Source organism: Alteromonas sp. LMIT006, assembly GCF_024300645.1.
Classification (GTDB): Bacteria; Pseudomonadota; Gammaproteobacteria; order Enterobacterales; family Alteromonadaceae; genus Opacimonas; species Opacimonas immobilis.
Window position 1 is genome coordinate 1151515 of the sequence record NZ_CP101291.1, and the last position, 20637, is coordinate 1172151.

Annotated in this window: 20 protein-coding genes; 10 read left to right on the plus strand and 10 right to left on the minus strand. The window is 44.2% G+C overall.

Going from position 1 to position 20637, the window contains the following annotated elements; genetic code table 11:
* Positions 1-14 precede the first annotated feature (14 nt).
* Both NLG07_RS05375 and NLG07_RS05380 read right to left on the minus strand, forming a co-directional pair.
* On the minus strand, positions 15-377 hold the full coding sequence (locus NLG07_RS05375; protein ID WP_254856664.1) for a YraN family protein: 363 nt from the start codon (positions 375-377) through the stop codon (positions 15-17).
* On the minus strand, positions 374-2218 hold the full coding sequence (locus NLG07_RS05380) for a penicillin-binding protein activator (protein ID WP_254856665.1): 1845 nt from the start codon (positions 2216-2218) through the stop codon (positions 374-376). The genes NLG07_RS05375 and NLG07_RS05380 overlap by 4 nt, the downstream gene beginning before the upstream one ends.
* Positions 2219-2297: 79 nt before the next feature.
* Between NLG07_RS05380 and rsmI the strand changes: the two genes are divergently transcribed.
* Positions 2298-3158 carry a 16S rRNA (cytidine(1402)-2'-O)-methyltransferase gene (gene rsmI, locus NLG07_RS05385; RefSeq protein ID WP_254856666.1) on the plus strand — a complete coding sequence of 287 codons (861 nt, stop codon included), beginning with the start codon at positions 2298-2300 and terminating at the stop codon, positions 3156-3158.
* Between the two features lie 62 nt (positions 3159-3220).
* Positions 3221-4750, plus strand: a complete 1530-nt coding sequence (locus NLG07_RS05390; protein WP_254856667.1) for a leucyl aminopeptidase — start codon at positions 3221-3223, stop codon at positions 4748-4750.
* An 18-nt stretch (positions 4751-4768) separates the two neighbouring features.
* Here the strand turns inward: NLG07_RS05390 and nspC are convergent, their stop codons facing one another.
* The 4 genes from nspC to NLG07_RS05410 all read right to left on the minus strand — a co-directional run bounded on the left by nspC (position 4769) and on the right by NLG07_RS05410 (position 8592).
* Complete coding sequence (gene nspC, locus NLG07_RS05395; protein WP_254856668.1) at positions 4769-5905, minus strand: carboxynorspermidine decarboxylase; 1137 nt, start codon at positions 5903-5905, stop codon at positions 4769-4771.
* 32 nt (positions 5906-5937) lie between these two features.
* Positions 5938-7140 carry a saccharopine dehydrogenase family protein gene (locus NLG07_RS05400; protein ID WP_254856669.1) on the minus strand — a complete coding sequence of 401 codons (1203 nt, stop codon included), beginning with the start codon at positions 7138-7140 and terminating at the stop codon, positions 5938-5940.
* Between the two features lie 80 nt (positions 7141-7220).
* Positions 7221-7616, minus strand: a complete 396-nt coding sequence (locus NLG07_RS05405) for a hypothetical protein (protein ID WP_254856670.1) — start codon at positions 7614-7616, stop codon at positions 7221-7223.
* 64 nt (positions 7617-7680) lie between these two features.
* Positions 7681-8592, minus strand: coding sequence for a 1-aminocyclopropane-1-carboxylate deaminase/D-cysteine desulfhydrase (locus NLG07_RS05410; RefSeq protein ID WP_254856671.1), 912 nt, complete (start codon positions 8590-8592; stop codon positions 7681-7683).
* An 81-nt stretch (positions 8593-8673) separates the two neighbouring features.
* Here NLG07_RS05410 and NLG07_RS05415 point away from each other — a divergent pair, with 81 nt between their 5' ends.
* Both NLG07_RS05415 and NLG07_RS05420 read left to right on the plus strand, forming a co-directional pair.
* A complete protein-coding gene (locus tag NLG07_RS05415) occupies positions 8674-9204 on the plus strand; it encodes a chalcone isomerase family protein (protein ID WP_254856672.1) in 531 nt (176 codons plus the stop codon).
* 2 nt (positions 9205-9206) lie between these two features.
* Complete coding sequence (locus NLG07_RS05420; protein ID WP_254856673.1) at positions 9207-9740, plus strand: DUF3833 family protein; 534 nt, start codon at positions 9207-9209, stop codon at positions 9738-9740.
* Here NLG07_RS05420 and ppiC read toward each other — a convergent pair.
* From ppiC to NLG07_RS05435, 3 genes are read right to left on the minus strand one after another with little or no spacing between them, the layout of a single operon-like run.
* Positions 9737-10018 (minus strand): peptidylprolyl isomerase PpiC, encoded by a 282-nt coding sequence (gene ppiC / locus NLG07_RS05425; protein ID WP_254856816.1) that lies wholly within the window; start codon positions 10016-10018, stop codon positions 9737-9739. The genes NLG07_RS05420 and ppiC overlap by 4 nt on opposite strands.
* A complete protein-coding gene (locus NLG07_RS05430; protein WP_254856675.1) occupies positions 10012-10227 on the minus strand; it encodes a hypothetical protein in 216 nt (71 codons plus the stop codon). The genes ppiC and NLG07_RS05430 overlap by 7 nt, the downstream gene beginning before the upstream one ends.
* A gap of 21 nt (positions 10228-10248) precedes the next feature.
* Positions 10249-11022 (minus strand): ParA family protein, encoded by a 774-nt coding sequence (locus NLG07_RS05435; RefSeq protein WP_254856676.1) that lies wholly within the window; start codon positions 11020-11022, stop codon positions 10249-10251.
* 138 nt (positions 11023-11160) lie between these two features.
* On the opposite strand from NLG07_RS05435, the gene NLG07_RS05440 reads away from it, so the two are divergent.
* From NLG07_RS05440 to NLG07_RS05450, 3 genes are all read left to right on the plus strand, one after another.
* Complete coding sequence (locus NLG07_RS05440) at positions 11161-11604, plus strand: YaiI/YqxD family protein (protein WP_254856677.1); 444 nt, start codon at positions 11161-11163, stop codon at positions 11602-11604.
* A gap of 72 nt (positions 11605-11676) precedes the next feature.
* Complete coding sequence (locus NLG07_RS05445; protein WP_254856678.1) at positions 11677-13041, plus strand: M24 family metallopeptidase; 1365 nt, start codon at positions 11677-11679, stop codon at positions 13039-13041.
* Positions 13042-13180: 139 nt separating this feature from the next.
* A complete protein-coding gene (locus NLG07_RS05450; protein ID WP_254856679.1) occupies positions 13181-13765 on the plus strand; it encodes a hypothetical protein in 585 nt (194 codons plus the stop codon).
* Positions 13766-13833: 68 nt separating this feature from the next.
* Here the strand turns inward: NLG07_RS05450 and aceK are convergent, their stop codons facing one another.
* On the minus strand, positions 13834-15564 hold the full coding sequence (gene aceK, locus NLG07_RS05455) for a bifunctional isocitrate dehydrogenase kinase/phosphatase (protein WP_254856680.1): 1731 nt from the start codon (positions 15562-15564) through the stop codon (positions 13834-13836).
* A gap of 349 nt (positions 15565-15913) precedes the next feature.
* Here aceK and thrA point away from each other — a divergent pair, with 349 nt between their 5' ends.
* The 3 genes from thrA to thrC are packed head-to-tail and all read left to right on the plus strand — an operon-like array spanning position 15914 to position 20635.
* The gene (gene thrA, locus NLG07_RS05460) at positions 15914-18385 is read left to right on the plus strand and encodes a bifunctional aspartate kinase/homoserine dehydrogenase I (RefSeq protein WP_254856681.1); all 2472 of its coding nucleotides are present in this window, start codon (positions 15914-15916) and stop codon (positions 18383-18385) included.
* Between the two features lie 10 nt (positions 18386-18395).
* Positions 18396-19337, plus strand: coding sequence for a homoserine kinase (thrB, locus tag NLG07_RS05465; protein ID WP_254856683.1), 942 nt, complete (start codon positions 18396-18398; stop codon positions 19335-19337).
* A gap of 14 nt (positions 19338-19351) precedes the next feature.
* A complete protein-coding gene (gene thrC / locus NLG07_RS05470; RefSeq protein ID WP_254856684.1) occupies positions 19352-20635 on the plus strand; it encodes a threonine synthase in 1284 nt (427 codons plus the stop codon).
* The last annotated feature ends 2 nt before the right edge of the window (positions 20636-20637 follow it).

Sequence of the window (20637 nt, forward strand, 5' to 3'; positions counted from 1 at the left end):
GAGGTTTCCTATATTTAGACCGCTTTATACCACTTTGCACGTCGTCCGTTGATAGCAAATAGATCAATCCTGTGATCATGGTATTGTAAATTTATATTGTATTGTGCCACAAAAAATTGAATTGCTTTAGTTAAACGCTGTCTTTTTTGTTTGGTAAATGCATCTTCTGCTCGGCCATATTGTTCAGACTGGCGAAATTTTACCTCAATGAAAATCCACATTAGCCCATCGCGAAATACTAAATCAATTTCACCATAACGAGTATAAAAATTATTGGTGACAAACGTTAATCCTTGCTCCTCTAGATAGGTTTTCACTTTTTGCTCAATGGCTCGCCCTTTTTCGACGGTGTTTGCTCTGTTAAAACTTAGGGTCACGGTTGGGTAACTTGACCTACCACACGAATCGAGTTCTGTGAAATTTGAGCTTGTGGTAAACGGCGATACAAAGTGTTATTTTCTAACCGTAATTCACCTGTTAAGCCTATAAATTGTAGGTTAGGCACCTTAGATAACTTGTTGAGATTAAACAACAATTGATAGGCATCATACCCCATAGCAAAAAGGCGTTGTTCTGAAGTGCTCGCGGTTGGATTAAGGATATTATATGTCGCTTTGAGTTCTTGTGCTGTGCTATCTAATACCCACGGCATTTCAATAAAAAATACATTTTGCAGATCTCTTAGCGAATTCTGATTAAGGTCGTGGTTGTAACTGCGTGAGGAGGCATAAACCGGAGTGATTTTGTCACTGAATGTACTTAATGACGCTTCAATCATGGGATTAATAAGTTCAGTCTGTTTGGCATTGGCAAAGACAATAAAAGCATCCACATCACGACGATTGCGCGTGACACTAAATACTTCTGAACCATGAAATTGCTCCAGTTTGCGCGCGCGTTGTTGACTAGTAGCTACCCCTAGCGCTTCGGTTATTTGTTTACGCATGTCAGCATTGTTGGTAAATGTCAGGGTTTTTAGAGGCGCGTTGGGATTAATGGTTTGCCAACGCAGAGCAAACGCTTCTGCCATACGAGTAGCGGTAGCGTCTTGCGCATGAATCATTATTGGCTGTTGATACTGATTGGTATAAACGTATTCAGCCAACTGTTGTGCCTCATCTTCTGGGGCTAAGCCAAAGAAAAATTGCTGGGAAGCAACTAAATTGTCACCATTCTCTGTATTAGTTTGTTCAAGAGTTACAGGAATACGATTGAGCGCAAGTAAAATCTGCTGTGGACGCAGTAAAGGGCGAAGGGCATTGATTTCAGTTTTTAGCAAGGGACCAATCACAATATCCACATCTTGAATCTGTTGTACAATAGCTTCAACATTCACTTCATGAGTATTGATAAAGCGAAGTTGAAAATTGTGTTTAGAGGCAAAGTAAGCCGACAAAATACCATCTTTGATTTGCTTGCCACTATTCCCTAAGCGTCCTTCTAAAGGGAGTAATATGGCAATCTCTGTGTCGCTTGGAAATTCACTTGCACTGAGCAATAATTCAAAGGGAATGATATTCCCATTCAGTATTTCGTGATTTGGGTGAGAAAACTGCCACTGCGTTAATGCTATCGCTAGCTCACTTGGCACTAATGCGTATTGCCGAATGATTTTGGCAAGTGATAAGTATGCATCAACGTTAACCACACCCGTCAGAGATAATTCAGATAGTGACATTTGTTGGGTTAGCGCCCATGCCGTTTCTGCAGAGGCATCACTGGTTTGTAAATACGCTATCAGGGCTTCGCGATAATTTAGAGATTCAATATAAAGTTCGGTTAATAATTTGGCTCGTTTCTGAGCAAGAGTTTGGGTCTTTGGGACAAAACCAAGCAGGTCAATACGTGTTGCAATATCATCATTTGGGTGTTGACATGCCGACCGCAAATACCTTGCTTGCTGCCATGAGGTTGAGTTCGGTTCAACGTATGCTTCAAGACCAGCCAAGATAGCATGAACCTTATTGCAGCTTCCTGCAACTAGCAGTTCTTCAGCCAGATTCAGATACATTTCCACAGACGCTAACAATTGCCCTGTATGAAACAGTTGTTCAGCTTGGTTTAAACGTTCGTCTAACGAGGTAAAAGCCACTGGGAGAACCGGTATATTCGCTGTTGGCGCAGTTCCGGTTGCTGGTTTAGGGCTACTGCCACAGGCTACTAGCCATGAACAAAAAACAAGGGTAATGAGCCATTCTGCTCCCCTTCTTTTACACAATTGAAAATTTGTCCCTATCACACACATACCCTTACACGCTATAATATCTACTATACTGTATTTACGTCTGTTGCGCACTATGTCTGATTCGTTGGCTTCATCTAACCACACTGGAACACTGTTTATTGTACCAACTCCAATTGGTAATCTTGGCGACATTACTCAGCGAGCCTTGGAAACATTGTCAAGCGTTGCCGCGATCGGTTGCGAAGACACTCGACACAGTCGCATTTTGTTGCAACACTTTGGGATCACGACCCCGACTTTTGCGATACATGATCATAATGAATCAGTGCAGGCAAATAAAGTGATCCAAAGGCTAGAAAACGGCGAGGATATTGCTCTGGTTTCTGATGCAGGGACGCCTTTAATAAGCGATCCGGGCTTTGTACTGGTGCGAGAATGTCGGACTCAAGGTTATCAAGTTACCGCACTACCAGGGCCATGCGCATTGACTACTGCTCTATCTGCGGCAGGTTTACCAACCGATCAGTTTCATTTTTTTGGTTTTTTGCCGGTCAAACAACAAGCGAAAACTGAACAATTACAACAACTCAACCAACATGCCTTTACTAGTGTGTTCTACGAATCCCCCCGTCGTGTGTTAGATACGATGAAACTTGCGCACAGTGTTCTCAGCAATGAGATAAGTGTGGTTTTGGCTAAAGAATTGAGTAAATCGTTTGAAACTTATGTGAGTGGTTCTTGCCAAACTGTTATTGACTGGCTCGAGCAAGATTCTGCGCATCAAAAAGGTGAGTTTGTTCTCATGTTTGGTCCCGCACCTCAATCAAGTGACGAGATCAGTGAACCAGCCAAGCGACTCATGCAAACTCTATTATCTGAACTTCCCGCAAAAAAAGCAGCGGCGATAGTGGCGCAGCATTATCAACTCAAAAAGAACGCCTTATACCAATGGGCGTTGGATCAGAAAAAATAATCCAACAGCACTAGATTATCCGTATTGTATATTGGTTATAACAATCAAGGATATTTATCAAAATGAATAAATTGCTTGCTCTAGTGGGCAGTATTCTGACGTTTACTGTGATAGCTCAACCTTTGACGGTAGAATTTTCAAACTCGCCAAGTCGAGCTGTTGAGCAACATGTCTTCTTTGTGAATGACGCTCAAACGAAGCAACTTCCAGCTAAGTTGGCCGATTTAAATGAACAAAGTAATGAACGCCTAAAAAAACTCATCAACCATCATGAATTTACGGGTAAGAAAGGGGCAACCTTACACTTGGAAATGGTTGGCGATGTGGAAGAATTACTCTTAGTTGGCATTGAATCTGAAGCCAATTTAACGCCTGTAGATTGGCACAATCTAGGTGGCAAAATTGCTGCTGCGCTGCAATCTACCACACGTAATTTGAACGTGAGTGTTTACACTGCAAATCTACCACCAAATAGTGCAGCACACCTGGCTATGGGCTATCAGCTTCGGCATTACCATTTTGATAAATACAAATCAGACAAGCAAGATAGTATTTCACGCCTGACGATGGTGACCGATAACATTCCAGCGAATAAGCAATTGTTTGAAAATGACTTAACTCACGTTGCCAAAGGCACTCATTTTGCTCGAGATTTGGCTTGGGAGCCTGGCAAAGCTATATATCCGCAATCTTTTGTTGATGAAGTGAAAGCCTTGTTCAACGGTGTCGACAATGTTTCGATTGATGTATTGAGTCTGGCAGAGATGCAGCGCCTAACTATGGGGGCATTATTGGGCGTGGGTAAGGGGTCGGTTCACGAACCTAAACTTCTGGTCGTCGAATATCGAGGAGGCATCAAAGGTGGTGCACCAATTGTATTAGCTGGTAAGGGCATCACTTTTGATACAGGCGGTACCAGTATCAAGCCAAACAATGGTATGTGGGCGATGAAATCCGACATGTCAGGCGCTGCGGCCGTCGCTGGGGCAGTATATGCCAGTGCAATGCGTGGCGAAAAAGTCAATCTGGTGGGTGTCATGCCGTTGGCTGAGAATATGCCTGGGCCAGATGCGATTCGTCCCGGAGACGTGCTTGAAACCATGAAGGGCACGACTATCGAAATCATCAGTACTGACGCTGAGGGCCGTTTGATATTGGCCGATGCGGTTTACTATGCTCAGCAACGTTTTCAGCCTAAGATGTTGCTAAATATCGCAACATTGACCGGCTCTGCTGCGCGAGCGTTATCAGATGAGTACGCTGCGTTAGTGACGCGTGATTTTGCGTTTTCAACGGAAATCATGGCCGTTGGCGAGGCCTCTGGAGAGCATGTTTGGCCACTACCATTGCATCCTAACCATTTTGATCAGCTCAAATCGGATATTGCTGATATCAAAAATAGTGGGGTAGGCAACCCGGGCGCATCCATTGGCGCTGCAGTGGTAGGGACGTTTGTAGATGAGGACTTACCTTGGGTACACCTTGATATTGCAGGTGTTGATTGGTTAGACAGTGCTACAGATACTGCACCAAAAGGAGCGCATGGCTGGGGCGTAAGATTCATGGATCAGCTAGTACGTCAATATAAATAGATCGTTGGGGCGGCTAGATTAAGATAGTCGCCCTAAAAAATCTTCGTAAGTAAACTCGCGCACTAATTCGAATTCACCGTTTTCTCTTAAAATCCCAATTGCTGGATGTTGCACACCATTAAAGAAACTGGTTTTGACCATAGTGTAATGCATCATATCGTTAAAAATAATGCGTTGACCGACTGCAATCGGGGCCTCGAAACTATACTCTGGAAGTACGTCGCCCGCGAGACAGGAATTTCCGCCAAAGCGATAGCTATAGGGGTATTCCCCAGCCTCGCCTGCACCCATTATATGGGGGCGATAGGGCATCTCAAGGACGTCTGGCATGTGCGCTGTAACCGAGATGTCCAAAATGCCAATTGGCCCATTGTTCTCGACAATGTCAACGACTTCTGCGATCAATGGGCCGGTATCCCAAGCAACCGCAGAACCCGGTTCCATGATGATCTGGAGATGTGGATATTTAGCCTTAAAAGATTGTAATACATCAATCAAATGGGCTAAGTCATAACCGGGTTTGGTCATAAGATGACCACCGCCTAAATTGAGCCATTTTAGCTGCGGGAAATAGCCTGAAAACTGTTTTTCAATCGCTTTTAACAGACGTTCAGTAGCGTAGCTATCACATTCGCATAGTGCATGCACATGGAAACCATCAATGCCTTTGAGTGGTTGCCCATCTAACTGGTCTTTGGTGATCCCCAATCGAGAACCCGGTGCACATGGGTCGTATAAAGCCGTATCCGCCTCTTGATGCTCTGGATTAACCCGTAATCCCATACTCACACCGGCTTTTTCGCAAACACTTTGGTGCAGTAAAAATTGCGCCATTGAATTGAACGAAATATGGTCCACCTCTGCAACAATCTCGGGCATTTCACTGGTTTTAAATGCTGGTGAGAAGGCATGCACTTGGCCGCCTAAGGTCTTGGCTAATTTCGCTTCCCATAAAGCAGATGCAGTACCACCTTGTAAGTACTTACTAATCATAGGGAAGGCTGACCACATTGAAAATCCTTTTAAAGCAAGAATTATCTCTACACCTGTTTGCTCCTGCACTTCACGCATGAGTTCAAGATTTTTGCGAAGCTTTGCTTCTTCGAGTACATAGCAAGGCGATGGTATTGCTGGATTATTTGTCCAATGTGGCATAGCTATCCAATCCTTAAAACTGTCAGTATGACTTAGTGGTCGCTAAACGGAGCGTCGCATTCTAGTACATGCCACGGCAACCCGTGTTCGTTAAGCATCGCCATAAACGGGTCTGGATCCATTTCTTCCATATTGACGACACCCTCTTTACGCCATGTCCCATTCAGCATCAACGCAGCGCCAATCATAGCCGGAACACCCGTTGTATAAGAGACAGCTTGTGCACCGACTTCTTCGAAACAGGCTGCGTGGTCACAGTTGTTATAGATAAAAATGGTTTTCTTTTGTCCGTCTTTGATACCAGTAATATAGGTCCCGATACACGTCATGCCAGTGTAGCCTTCAGCAAGTGAGCCAGGGTTTGGAAGAACGGCTTTTAGGAACTCTAGAGGGACAATCTGCTGTCCTTGGAAGTCGATTGGCTCGATTGACGTCATACCAATGCCTTCTAACACACGTAAGTGGTTTAGGTAAGCGTCGCCAAACGTCATCCAAAAGCGGGCACGCTTAATGCTTGGGAAGTTTTTGACGATGGATTCAAGTTCCTCGTGATACATCAAGTAAGATGCGCGAACGCCAATGTTTTGATAATCCAAATCTTCGCGCACGCTGAGTGGATCGGTTTCCTTCCATTCGCCATTTTCCCAAAAACGCCCACGCTGGGTGATTTCACGAATGTTGATTTCTGGATTGAAGTTCGTTGCAAAAGCTTGACCGTGGTCACCGCCGTTACAATCGACGATATCCAAATAATGGATTTCATCAAAATAATGCTTGGCTGCGTAGGCGGTATAGACATTGGTCACACCTGGATCAAAGCCTGAGCCCAACAAAGCCATCAAACCTTTTTCTTTAAACTTATCTTGATATGCCCACTGCCAAGAGTATTCAAATTTGGCTTCGTCTTTGGGCTCGTAATTAGCCGTGTCTAAGTAATCAACGCCACACGCTAAACACGCATCCATGATCGGCAAATCTTGGTAAGGCAGGGCTAAATTAACGACCAAATCAGGTTGCGTTTGTTGAATCAGCGCAGTTACTTCATCTGCATTATCAGCGTCGACTGCAAAAACCGCTTTGACACGGTCCGCACCCACTTCGCGTTGCAGCGCTTCGCATTTTGAAACAGTGCGAGAAGCTAAGTAGATTTCTGAAAAATACTCAGTGAGACGAGCGCATTTTTTGACGGTCACCGCGGCAACACCACCAGCACCGATGATCAATACTTTTGACATAGAATTTTCCTAAAAAAGGTTAGGTCATTTTGGGCGGATAATAAACCAAAAGTCGCAATAAACCAATGATTATTGCAGATCTATTCGGAGGTAAATGGCGCCCCAATTTGTGGGTTAGCACAGGCAAAGTTAACCGGATAGTAAATCTGTTGTTGTTCGCCTTCTTGTGTGGTGACATCGCACACGACCACATCGCGTTTGTGCCCACGATCATCGACCATAAGCCCTGAATATACCAGAACTGATAAAGATTGTTGAACTTGATGAGTACGCGCCCAGATTTCGTCCTCTAACTGTTCGATTATTTGATGTTCTCGATGTACGCCTTCCGAATGGAAGATACACTGAATATCACCATCAATCGCGACAGATGCAAAGGGATAAAACGTTTCGTTATGCTTTAAAAGCGTTCGACACAAATCAATGCTCGATTGAAGCATGCGCTCAAGTGTTGTTTGAATATCAGGTTCTGACATAGACCACCACAGGTTGCATGAGTTTATAATATAAACGTTGTGTTTATAAGATTAGTTCAGAAATTCAGGCTTTTCTTGCTCCTTGTAGGCCACCGGTATGTAAGTAAATGATATGTTTGCTGTTTATTTTTTGCTGTTCGATGAGATTGTTTAATCCCCATACAGCTTTGCCAGAGTACACCGGTTCAATAGGGCAAGCTTCATGATCCCATTGATCTAAAAAATCGTTCAATTCTGGGGTCTTTTTCGCATAACCGCCTGCATGAAATTCATGATTGATGTGCCAGTTTGTGTAAGAATCACCAATAAGGGCATGCACATTATTCTCCAAATATTGCTGTCCTTTTAGCACGGCAATGCCTTGAATGAACCAGTTTGCTGGTGCTTGTTTGACTAAACCCGCCAGTGTTGTTCCGGTTGCGACGGGCACAACAATGGTCACCGCTTCTGTGGCAAACGCTTGGTGCTGTGCCAGTAATTCTTGAATGATTACACCAACCCCTGCCAATCCAGATTGCGTAAATCCACCTTCAGGAATGACTAACACGCCGTCTTGGATTGATTGATGGGGCTGTTCTCTAACCTGTTTGAAGGCTTGCTTGTCAAGGTATTCAATCTGTGTGCCCCAGTTGCTTAAATCGGTAATCATCGGGGTTGGGTGCTTTCGGTAATCACCACGGATCCGCGCGGTAAAATGGATATTTTCTCGGTAACAGATATAGCCTAAAGCATGCAAATGATTTGAAAAACCACCACCATAGCTAATGATGTGATGAATACCGTTGTGGTGAGTCAAAGTATGCACGAGTTTACGCCATTTGTTGCCACTGATAATGGGATGAATCAGGTCGTCTCGTTTGCACCATAATAATTTCGTAGCACCATGATTTTCTGCAATAGGAGCGCCGATATTTTCTGAATTCAAACTTAATTGTTGTAATGGGCTGGGCAATTTGAGTCTTATTTGCTGCATCATACGTAAAGATTAAAAACTGAAAGTTTAACGCATATATTTTATGGTACCACAGAGGTATGAGATAAGGGTAAAGGAGCCAATATGAGAAAAACTGTTGTCGTCTTCTTATGGTTATTCACCTCGTTGTTTGGGATGGATGTGAAAGCTAATGAGCAAGTGCCCACTTACGTTTTGGATTCTGTGCCTAATGCACAGATGTTAGGTGAGGGGCGATTAAAGGTACTATTTTGGAATGTGTATGATGCAACCTTATATACACCGTCAACTGGTTATCTTGCAGATACGCCATTTGCTCTAAGTCTGACGTACTTGATGGATTTTGCTGGTCAGGACATTGCCAAACGCAGCGTTGATGAAATGCAGAATCAAGGTTGGCAGGATACAACACAGCTTGAATCTTGGAAAAATCAAATGAGCAGTCTATTCCCCAATGTAAAAGAGGGGGACACGCTTGTGGGAATTCAAACAGCAGAAGGCTCCGCGCGTTTTTATTACAACGACACCTTTGTTGGGGAAGTCGAAGATAGCGAATTTAGTAAAGCGTTTTTTGGCATTTGGTTATCACCTAAGACCTCAGAGCCAAAATTACGCCGTAAATTATTAGGAGAATAGCGATGAAAAAAATACTGATGGCGCTCGGCACAATAGCCCTTTTATCAGGATGTACTTTATCCATAGATGGCAATGATTATTTAGGTAAGCAGCCGAACTTCGATTTGGAAGACTTTTTTGTGGGTGAAGTGACTGCATGGGGCATCGTACAGAATCGTTCCGGTGAGGTCGTGCAAAGATTCATTGTTGATATTGATGGCTCTATGGATGGAAACACTTTGGTGTTGGATGAAACGTTTCAATATATTGTTGGCGAGGGAGCCAAAACGCGCGTATGGCGCTTAACCCCTCAGACTGACGGCACCTATATTGGAACAGCAGGCGATATCAATGGTAACGCGACGGGTAAGGCGTTTGGCAATGCGTTTAACTTTGTTTATGAAATGGATTTAACGGTGGATGGCACGACTTACTCAGTGAACTTTGATGACTGGTTTTTTGCCATGGATGACGATACTTTAATGAATCGTTCCTACATTAAAAAGTTTGGGCTTGTGGTGGCTGAGGTAACGATATTTATGCAGCGTCAAGATTAGTTGCGGTAGAGCGTCTTAATGATGTGAAAACCAAATTTGGTTCGTACCGGCCCGTGCAGTTCTAGTACGGGCTTTTTAAACACTACATCATCAAATTGCTTGACCATTTGACCACGACGAAACTCACCCAAATTTCCACCGTCTTTTTTGCCCGAGGGGCACAGTGAATGTTTGCGCGCCAGTTCGGAGAAGTTTTTGCCTTTTTTGAGCTGGCGTAACAGGTCTTGTGCCTCTTTTTCAGTTTTGACTAGGATATGTACAGCGCAGGCTTTCACAATTCACTGCCTCCCATGCTTTCTGCCAAATCATCAAGTTTACTGCAGGTGTAATCAAATGCTTTGGGATCTTGCTCATAGGTGACAATAACACTACTATCGCTGTCATAAAAACGCGCTTTGACAGGGCCTTCTGTCCAAGGCGTAAGGGTGTTTAGAAACCTCGTAGCGTCTTGGGCATTGCCAAATTGGTATTTGATTTCGTTGATCATGTGACTCTATAAATAAAAGCGTTATCGGTAATTTCGCATGATTTCATCATGTAGCGCATTAATCTGCTGGCTCACCTTGTGTTTTGGATGACCCACCACGATGGGACGCTGCTCTGCATGAGATTCTTTGACTTTGATCGCGGAGTGTATTTTATTCTCGAACAAAGGTAAACCTTGCTCGGTTAATTGCGCGCTCAGTTTTTGTGGATAGTTGGCTTGTGCGTGGTATTGATTGATCATGATCCCGCCGAAAATTAAATCGGGATTGTGGTCGGCTTTGATTTCCATGACGTTATCGAGCAAGCGGGTAACGGCCTGTACTGAAAAGTCGTCGCAGTCCACCGGAACGACGAAACCATCCGCTGCGATAAGCGCGGCTTTGGTGTAAAAGTTAAAATTAGGCGCCGTATCAATCCATATATCATCAAAGGTGTTATCGAGCGCTTGAAGTGTTTCTCTTAACTTAAACATCTTGTAGCGTGATTCTAGCTCTCGTTCTAACTCAGCTAAGTCGGGCGCAGATGGCATCACGTTAAAATTATCAATGATACTTGGTTGGACAAAATCCATCGGGGTCTTTTTGTCACCAAACCAGCCAACGACCTGTTTGAACATATCTGCCACGGTCAAGATCTTATCATCAATGGGCGTCCCAGCATAAAAGGTACTGTTGCCTTGGGGATCTAAATCAACGAGTAGAGATGCGCGACCTTGCATGGCGCCAGATGCCGCTAAGTTGGTGCATAAGGTAGATTTGCCGACACCGCCTTTTTGATTAAATACGACCCATTTCATGTGCGATTCCTTTTATTTTATTGAGATTGTTATACAGAAAATCAAAATGTTACACTGACCCTTAATACGTAACTATAAAGAGTTTACCTTACCTAAAGGTATACAACTCGTGAATATTGGCTATAAGTGAAGGGTGATATGAAAATTTGGGTCGATGCGGATGCTTGTCCGGTGGCAATTAAAGAGATTCTGTTTAAAGCGTCTCAGCGTACTTCAGTGCCATTGACCTTAGTGGCCAATCACTATTTAAAAACACCACCCACCCCTTGGATTACCTCTATGGTAGTAGAAAGCGGATTTGATGTGGCCGATGACGAAATCGTCAAGCGCGTCGAAGCTGGTGATTTGGTGATCACAAGTGATATTCCGCTCGCGGATGAAGTCATTACCAAAGGCGCCCAAGCCTTGAGTCCTCGCGGTGAATTACATAGCAAAGAAAACATCAAGAGTCGGCTGAATATACGCGATTTTATGGATACGATGCGCGCGTCAGGTGTGCAATCTGGTGGACCACCACCGCTTAGTCAGCAGGATAAGCAGGCGTTTGCGAATCATTTGGATAAAATCTTGGCAAGGCGTTAGCAAGGCATTTGCAAAATCGCCACTTTCTTTTTACATTAAACCCTGTAGATAATTATAAAAACAGGACAGTTTATGTATCGCCTTGTATTTTCATTAGTTTTTGCTTTAACAGTCGCTTCTTTTAGCGCTTTTTCACATGCTACTTCTCCAGTGTTTGAACAAGGGCGTGTGATTAGCGATATGCCAGCTGTTTTGCCGTTTAAAGAACGTATTGAACCTATCAATGCCATGCTTGAAGAGCGCTTAGATAAGTTGTTGCCAGAGCTCATGGCTGAATCCGATATTGATATGTGGCTAGTCATCAACCGTGAGTACGGAGAAGATAAACTTTTTTATACCCTAGTGCCACAGCCAACCTTTGCCGCGCGTCGCACGACTATCTTGGTGTTTGCTAAAACCGATGATGGTGTAGAGCGCTTTAGTGTCAGTCGCTATGCCATTGGCGATACCTACCCAACCGTATGGGAGGGCGGTTCATTGGAACAACAATGGGCGCGTCTTGCTGAAGTAATTGCACAGCGCGACCCCAAGCGCATCGGTATTAACATCAGTCGTGATTGGCCGATGGCGGATGGCTTATCGGCAGGTCTAGAGCAGTTATTGCGTGAGGCATTACCGCCAAAATATGAAGAGCGCTTAGTCAGTGCTGAAAAGCTTGTGTTGCGTTGGCTTGAAACCAGAAGTCCCCTCGAACAACAAGTCTATCCGCAAGTCGTAAATATTGCGCGAGCCGTCATCGCGGAGGGCTTTTCAAATAAAGTCATTACGCCAGGAAAAACGACCACCGATGATGTGGCTTGGTATCTGCGTAATCGCTTTGAAGAATTACAGCTTCGGCCATGGTTTCAGCCTTATGTGAATATTCAGCGTCGCGGCGATGCCACCACCAAAGACGATGTGTTTATGGGCAAAGAAGGAATTGTCATTATGCGCGGAGATATACTGCATACCGATGTGGGCATTTGTTATCTCAATCAATGCACGGATACGCAAGAAATGGCCTATGTATTAAACTTAGGCGAAACCGATGCACCACAAGGTCTCAAAGATGCCATGGCGATTGGCAATACATGGCAAGATATTTTGACCAGCGAGTTTGTAATGGGGCGTACAGGCAATGAAATTCTTGCTGCGACCCAAGAAAAAGCCACAGCGCAGGGTATTTTGAGCTCTACTTATACGCATCCCATTGGTTTCGTCGGCCATGCCTCGGGACCAACCATTGGCATGTGGGATAACCAAGGCCCAACGCCAATCCGCGGTGATTATCCGCTGTATCCTGACACTGCTTATGCCATTGAGGGGAACATCAAAACCCAAGTGCCCGAATGGGATAATCAATGGGTACAAATTAAACTAGAGCAAAGCGCGTTGTTTGATGGTGAGAAAGTATGGTATCTCGCAGGTCGTCAGACCCACTGGCATTTGGTGCGCTAACCACAAATTACAAAAGCTTACAAAGCTTTACAAAGTACTACTGTATTAAAGCGCTCCAATTACCCACAATAATCATGGACTAAATCAGTTAGAGCAATCTGAACTATCCATAATTCCACTTCTTAGGACATGATTTATTGTGAAAAAAATGACATTACTCACGGCGTTTGTATTGAGCCCGTTGTCGGTAGCTGAGCCAATGCCCCTGCCTTATAATTACCTTCAGGGTGGAGCCACACAAATCGAGTTTGCTGATATCCCGCAATTTACCGCTCAAGGATTCGAAGTCATTGCGAGCAAACGCTTGGGCAGTGATTTTTTTGTGGAAGGCACTTACTTTGATACCAAAGACAACAAGTTTGGTGAGGAATTTACGGCTGATAAGTGGGAATTGTCTATCGGTTATATTCAATCAATTTCATCGGCAACACACATTGATTATCAGCTGGGTTATGGTGAGATCGATTTGGGTTTGAGTAATGGCATAGAGGCAATTTCAACTGGCACTGAATATCTTATGTTAGAAACCAATGCTCGACACATGTTATCTCATGACTGGGAAATTTCAGCAGGACTAGAATGGCAGTTTTGGCGGGAAGGTAGTGACCAAAAAGCCTATAATCTTGGCGTGCAAAAATACTGGGGCAGTTTAATTGGCGGTGTTAAGTATACCAAGTATTCAGACTCGGAAATATTTGGAGTCTATGGGCGTTATGTATTTTAGTCTACGTGATGTGAAAAGATGTATATGAAAGGCACACAAGTTACAGGGTTAGTCATCACACTCAACCCTTAGTGCAAATAATCGTAATGCCTGTCAGGATTATAATGGAAGCTCTTTTTCGGGTTATATGGCGTAAAGTTTAAGTACTTTCCTTCTTTACAGATCTCTTGGATTTTACGCCAGTACTCTGCGGTCATGATCTCGCCGTGGAGCTCCTTTAGGATATCTTTATGCACTTTGCGTCCAATAATAAAGTGCTCAAACTGCTGCGGAAAGACATCGTTTGGTGCCACAGATAAAGTATCAAGCACGTATGGATCGTCGGTGACCGGCAAATCACGAAAATTCCGTTCATCCATATAACATATCTCGTCATAGTCATAAAAAATCACCCGCCCATGGCCAGTAATTCCGAAGTTTTTGTGGAGCATATCGCCGGGGAAGATGTTGGTTAGGGCGATTTGCTTGATGCATAAACCCAACTCATCAATCGCATGACGGATTTTGTCTTCATCGGTTTCTTGATTGAGATACAGATTCAGCGGCGTCATTTTGCGTTCGATGTACAAATGCGTAATGGTCAGCGTATTGCCTTCAATGATCAGACTCGATGCACAGGTATCTTTGAGATATCGCAGGAGCTCGTCATCGATGCGATCTAAGTCGAACTTATAATTCACATACTCATGGGTATCCGCCATACGCCCGACACGGTCGGACATTTTGACCAAGCGATAACGGTTTTTGACAAAGTCTCGCGTGATTTTTTTACTCTCGGCAAATTCGTCTTTGATGACTTTAAACACAATGCCATAGCTAGGTAGGTGAAATACGGTCATTACCAGCCCTTTGATCCCTGGTGCTAACTCAAACTTATCTTGTGTTGATGCCAAATGTTCCAGGTAATTGCGATAAAATTCCGTTTTGCCATGCTTGTAAAAGCCCAAAGACATATACAGTTCGAATTGTTTTTTGTTGGGCAAAAGCTCAGCTAAGAATGCAACCAGTTCGGCAGGATACTGAGTATCCGCATTAAAATAAGAACGTGCAAAGCCAAAGATCACGGATAAATCACGACGGTCTGTTAATAAGGCATCGACAAAAATTTCGCGATCTTTGTTGATCCGCAGCGCAATGACAAATGGCAGAGTTTGCTTGGGCAAACACATGCGACCAATCAAATACGCCGCTTTACCGCGATAAAATACCGGCTTGAGCATTTCCATCGTATGCACAGAAGCCAATTCTTCAGTGGTTAATACTTCACGCAGACCGCGCTCTAGGTTGGCCAAGTCTCGTTCTTTTTCGGCGAAGGGGACATTAAATTTGTAAATGCGAAAAAGTTCTTCGTACATTTCACTGACGGTACAATCCACATCAAAACTGTTAATGACCTTCATTCGATCAGGTCCAGGCAGATAACAGCGAGTGGGCGAGATGAACATGTATTGATCGTCGATTTTTTGGTGTTTAAAAATACGGCCAATGACTGAATTATAATAGGTTTCTGCTAGTTCGAATTGTGGGTGGGTGGCGAGCAGTTTGGCATAGTTTTGTTTCATCAACATCCAAAACTCATCGCCTTCTGCATGAGGTTGGAGATGCTGATAGATTTCAGTAACAACTTCATTGAGACTTTGCTCATAGATGGTAATACGCTCTTTTATCGCTTGTTGCGAAGCCGCCCATTGGCGTTGTTCAAAGCGCTCTTGCGCTCCTTTGGTAATGCGAGAATACCAGCGATAACTTTTATCGAAACCACTTAATATTTGGTAGGCTATTTTTTGTGCGCGATCCATGAGTTAACCTGTCAAAAAAATCTAGAGCTAGTGTGATATAAGTTATGCTTATATACATTAATACAATAGTCTCAAAAGATTGCCAAGTTGAGTTAACTCAGATAATCTTAAAATCGTATAAAAACATTGACTTTTAGACGTCTATACGGATAATCACCTCATGAAAATAATACTAACAAGCACCACCGACATGATGATTATTACCACCCCAAGTGGGGCGGACGTTGGTTAGTGCACGACACAAATCTACTGAAGCCCGCATCCACTGCGGGCTTTTTCGTTTTTAAGCGTTATGTTTTAGCGTGATGGAAGCACCAAGTTCGAGATACTGGGGAAAATAGGAGCATACATGAAAGTTTTAAAATTTGGCGGTTCGTCGCTAGCTGATGCAGAGCGTTACTTAGGCGTCGCCAAAATCGTCACAGAATATCATAGCGACACCGGTGCTGCGGCAGTGCTATCTGCACCGAAGGGCGTGACTAATGCGCTTTCATTATTGATTGAGCAAGCCTCATCAGGACAGGATTTTTCTGAGTTATACGCCAAGCTCAATATGACCTTAAATGGCATTGCCCAAGAATTGGGTGAGCGTGAAGCAAATTTCCCACTTACTCAGTTAACAGATTTTATTCAAACTATTCTTGCGACACTGGATGAAAAACTGCGTGGTATGCAGCTGCTCGGTTGTGCCCCAGATAATACCGCCGCTGAATTACTTTCCATGGGTGAGTATGTATCGGTAAATATTTTGCAGTCGATTTTTGCCGCGCGAGGCATTAACGCGCAAATCGTAGACCCAGCCGAAAAAGTCCTAGCTTATGGTCCTTTCCTTGATGCGTTAGCAAATGTGGCTGAGTCCAAAGCACGTTTTGCTGATGTCGATAACTCAGGTAAAACCTTGTTAATCATGCCTGGGTTTGTCGCTGTGAATGAAGACGGCGACAAAGTTACATTAGGGCGTAATGGTTCAGATTATTCTGCGGCGATCCTCGCTGCGTGTATTGATGCTGAAGTGTGTGAGATTTGGACAGACGTGGACGGTGTGTACAACGCCGACCCACGACAAGTCGAAAATGCCGTGTTAATGGACAAACTCACCTACGAAGAAGCGATGGAGCTATCCTATTTTGGTGCCAAAGTGCTTCATCCCAAGACCATTGGCCCGATTGCTCAGCATCATATCCCATGTTTAATTAAAAACACGTTAAACCCTTCTGCTCCGGGGACTTTGATCTCGAATGAAAAGAGCGAAAAGTGGACCAATGTAAAAGGCATTTCTCATCTTGACGATATGGTGATGCTCAATATTGCCGGCCCAGGTATGAAAGGTATGGTCGGTATGGCAACACGTATTTTTGATTCGATGGCACGAGGTAATATCTCTATCACGTTAATTACCCAGTCCTCCTCTGAATACAGTATTAGCTTTTGTATCGCGCAAAAAGACCAAAGTAAAGCCTTGGATATTTTACACGATGAATTTGCCCTTGAACTACATAACAAGCTACTAGAGCCAATTGATTTCAAAGAAGATTTGGCGATTGTGACTCTGGTTGGTGATGGTATGAAGCGCAGTAAAGGCATGGCAGCTCGCTTCTTCCAGGCTTTAGCGCAAGCGCGTATTAATAACATTGCCATTGCGCAAGGCTCATCTGAACGCTCAATCTCAACGGTCATTGATGCCGATAAAGCCAAAAAAGCCATCAAAGTCGTGCATCAAAACTTCTTTGGTCGTCAGCATTTTATCGATGTGTTCCTAGTCGGCTGTGGCACAGTGGGTGCCGAATTAGTCCGTCAGATGGCGAAGCAACAAGCGGCACTTGCCGAAAAATCGATTCGCTTGCGTGTTTACGGCATTGCCAATTCCAAGCAGATTTTATTTGATAATAACGGCATTGATATCTCGGATGAAGCGGCATGGCGTGATGCTCTCACTAGTCGTGGTGTGCACTATGGCTTAAAGGAGCTCAAGCAGTTTGTCGTGGACAACAGTTTAACCAATCCTGTTTTTGTCGATTGTACCTCTGCGCAATCGGTAGCCGACCAATATGTGGATATACTCGAAGCGGGTTTCCACGTGGTGACTCCGAACAAAAAAGCCAACACTGGCTCTACCCAATATTACGCTGAAATCAAAGCGGCCACGATGACGCAAAAACGTCAGTACTTATATGAAACTACCGTTGGTGCAGGCTTACCTGTCATTGATAATTTGCAAAAATTGTTCAATGCTGGTGACGAGTTAGAAAGCTTTGAAGGGATCCTGTCAGGTTCATTGTCCTATGTGTTTGGCAAATTGGAAGAAGGGTTGAGTTTGTCAGCAGCTACAGCCGTCGCCAAAGAAAACGGCTTCACTGAACCAGACCCTCGTGATGATTTGAGTGGGATGGATGTAGCACGTAAACTCTTGATTATGGCGCGTGAGGCGGGCTTAACGCTGGAATTAAGCGATATTGATATCGAATCGGTATTGCCACCAGGATTTGATGCCAGTGGTGATATTGATACATTTATGGCTAATTTACCCAAAGCAGACGGTCACTATGCAGATTTGGTAAGCCGAGCACAGCGCGAAGACAAAGTACTGCGCTATGTGGGAAGCATTAGCAAAGACGGTAAGTGTGCAGTGAAGATCCAAGCTGTATCCCAAGACCATCCTTTGGCAGCCATTAAAGATGGCGAAAATGCCCTCGCTATTCGTTCCGCATACTACAGCCCAATTCCTTATGTCATTCGTGGGTATGGTGCGGGTGCTACTGTAACCGCTGCTGGTGTCTTTGCTGATATCTTACGTACCCAAGCGTGGAAACAAGAACTATGAGTTCACTATCATGAAAATAACTGCTTACGCGCCTGCGTCGATAGGTAATGTCAGTGTTGGTTTTGATGTCCTAGGTGCAGCTTTAGCACCCATTGACGGCACGTTATTGGGCGATAAAGTCTCCGTTGAGCCAGCGCCAGAATATGCTTTGACGGTGTCTGGACGCTTTGCCGAACGTTTACCGTCGGGTACTGAAAACAACATTGTGACTCAGTGTTATCACTTTTTTCACGAGCAAATGCAACAACGTGACTTAGCGACGCAACCGTTATCTTTGCACCTTGATAAGACATTGCCGATAGGCAGTGGATTAGGTTCTTCAGCGAGCTCAATCGTCGCTGCGTTTTATGCCTTAAATGCGTTTTATGATAAGCCTTTTGATGACAATGAGTTATTGTTTATGATGGGAGAATGCGAAGGGCAAATCAGTGGTGCGGTGCATTACGATAATGTTGCCCCTGCTTTGTTTGGTGGTATGACGCTTATGACGGGGCTAGGTAATCCGATCTGTGAACTCGTTCCAACGTTCAAGGATTGGTATTGGGTGTCGTGTTATAGCGGCATCAGTGTCTCGACTTCTGCTGCTCGAAAACTGCTGCCAACACGGTGGGATACGGCAACCACTTTGACCTTTGGCCGTCAACTTGCGGTGTTTATTCATGCCTCGCATACACAGAATGCGCAATTAGCAGCAAGTGTTTTCCATGACGTTTTGGCCGAACCCTATCGCAAGTCACTGTTGCCCCATTTCGATGAAAGTCGTGCCTATGCCATGGCACAAGGAGCCTTGGGTTTTGGTATATCAGGCTCAGGTCCAACTGTATTCGCAGCTTGTGATAATTTGCAAAGTGCTCAGGCCATTGCAACCTATCTACAAGACAACTATATTCAAAATGACGATGGTTTTTGTCATATTTGCCGCATCGACGATGCCGGCACACGCACACTATAAGTAAGGTACCTTCGATGCATTTAGTCAATTTAAAAGACGCGACTCAACAAGTTAATTTTCAGCAAGCCGTGATGACTGGATTAGGCCGGAATCAAGGTTTGTTTTTTGTCGAACACATTTCACCGCTCGATGATATAGACGCCTTGCTATCCTTATCTTTACAAGAACGCTCTAAGGTGATTTTGCAGCATTTGTTGGGGGATGAGTTTACCAGCTCTGAAGTTTCAGAATTGGTCGATAACGCGTTTAACTTTCCAGCACCTGTGGCTAAAGTTGATGATACCACCTATTGCTTAGAATTATTTCACGGACCAACGTTAGCGTTTAAAGATTTTGGTGGCCGTTTTATGGCGCAGTGTTTGGCCAAAATAGCCCAAGGTGCTCCAGTGACCATTCTTACCGCCACATCAGGCGATACTGGTGCGGCTGTGGCGCATGCCTTCCATGGTCTAGATAATGTCAATGTGGTTATCTTGTTCCCTAAGGGCAAAATCAGTCCGTTACAAGAAAAGCTATTCACCACATTAGGTGGCAACATTCACACGGTGGCCATTGATGGTGACTTTGATGCGTGCCAGGCCATCGTTAAGCAAGCATTTGAAGATCAACAAATGCGCGATGAGTTGCATTTGAACTCAGCAAACTCTATCAATATTTCTCGCCTTCTGGCCCAGGTTTGTTATTACTTTGAGGCGTTTGCTCAACTACCTGCTGAAAAGCGTGATGAGCTGGTTGTGGCAGTTCCCAGTGGTAACTTTGGCAACTTGACCGCTGGCATGATTGCTAAAGCATTGGGTTTACCAATCAAACGTTTTGTCGCGGCAACGAATTTGAATGACACGGTACCGCGTTATTTACAAAATGGTGAGTGGGCGCCGAAGCAAACGGTTGCCACGATTTCGAACGCGATGGACGTGTCTCAACCTAACAACTGGCCGCGTATTGAAGCGATGTTCGAAAAAGGAATTTTGGCAAAAGATTGCCTAACGGGTGTCGCCGTTGACGAAGATTACACTCAATTGGCCATGAAACAATTACAAAGCTTAGGCTACACCAGTGAGCCACATGCAGCGGTAGCCTATCGTGCACTGCATAATACCCTGGCAGAGAGTGAAATTGGTTTATTCTTAGGAACCGCACATCCGGCAAAGTTCAAAGAATCAGTCGAAAACATTTTGGGTGCGCCTTTAGCGTTGCCAAAGGCTTTGATGGATGTAGCAGATAAGCCCTCATTAGCAGTGGATAAACCGGCAGATTATGCTTTAATTAAACAACACATGTTTGATTTATTAGCTTAACA

What these genes read in the sequence shown, in the direction of transcription:
- NLG07_RS05390 (WP_254856667.1), top strand. Translation starts at nt 3,221, where the DNA reads ATGAATAAATTGCTTGCTCTAGTGGGCAGTATTCTGACGTTTACTGTG.
- NLG07_RS05405 (WP_254856670.1), bottom strand. Translation starts at nt 7,616, where the DNA reads ATGTCAGAACCTGATATTCAAACAACACTTGAGCGCATGCTTCAATCG.
- nspC (WP_254856668.1), bottom strand. Translation starts at nt 5,905, where the DNA reads ATGCCACATTGGACAAATAATCCAGCAATACCATCGCCTTGCTATGTA.
- NLG07_RS05420 (WP_254856673.1), top strand. Translation starts at nt 9,207, where the DNA reads ATGAAAAAAATACTGATGGCGCTCGGCACAATAGCCCTTTTATCAGGA.
- rsmI (WP_254856666.1), top strand. Translation starts at nt 2,298, where the DNA reads ATGTCTGATTCGTTGGCTTCATCTAACCACACTGGAACACTGTTTATT.
- NLG07_RS05400 (WP_254856669.1), bottom strand. Translation starts at nt 7,140, where the DNA reads ATGTCAAAAGTATTGATCATCGGTGCTGGTGGTGTTGCCGCGGTGACC.
- aceK (WP_254856680.1), bottom strand. Translation starts at nt 15,564, where the DNA reads ATGGATCGCGCACAAAAAATAGCCTACCAAATATTAAGTGGTTTCGAT.
- NLG07_RS05440 (WP_254856677.1), top strand. Translation starts at nt 11,161, where the DNA reads ATGAAAATTTGGGTCGATGCGGATGCTTGTCCGGTGGCAATTAAAGAG.
- NLG07_RS05410 (WP_254856671.1), bottom strand. Translation starts at nt 8,592, where the DNA reads ATGATGCAGCAAATAAGACTCAAATTGCCCAGCCCATTACAACAATTA.
- NLG07_RS05435 (WP_254856676.1), bottom strand. Translation starts at nt 11,022, where the DNA reads ATGAAATGGGTCGTATTTAATCAAAAAGGCGGTGTCGGCAAATCTACC.
- thrB (WP_254856683.1), top strand. Translation starts at nt 18,396, where the DNA reads ATGAAAATAACTGCTTACGCGCCTGCGTCGATAGGTAATGTCAGTGTT.
- thrC (WP_254856684.1), top strand. Translation starts at nt 19,352, where the DNA reads ATGCATTTAGTCAATTTAAAAGACGCGACTCAACAAGTTAATTTTCAG.
- NLG07_RS05415 (WP_254856672.1), top strand. Translation starts at nt 8,674, where the DNA reads ATGAGAAAAACTGTTGTCGTCTTCTTATGGTTATTCACCTCGTTGTTT.
- NLG07_RS05445 (WP_254856678.1), top strand. Translation starts at nt 11,677, where the DNA reads ATGTATCGCCTTGTATTTTCATTAGTTTTTGCTTTAACAGTCGCTTCT.
- thrA (WP_254856681.1), top strand. Translation starts at nt 15,914, where the DNA reads ATGAAAGTTTTAAAATTTGGCGGTTCGTCGCTAGCTGATGCAGAGCGT.
- NLG07_RS05430 (WP_254856675.1), bottom strand. Translation starts at nt 10,227, where the DNA reads ATGATCAACGAAATCAAATACCAATTTGGCAATGCCCAAGACGCTACG.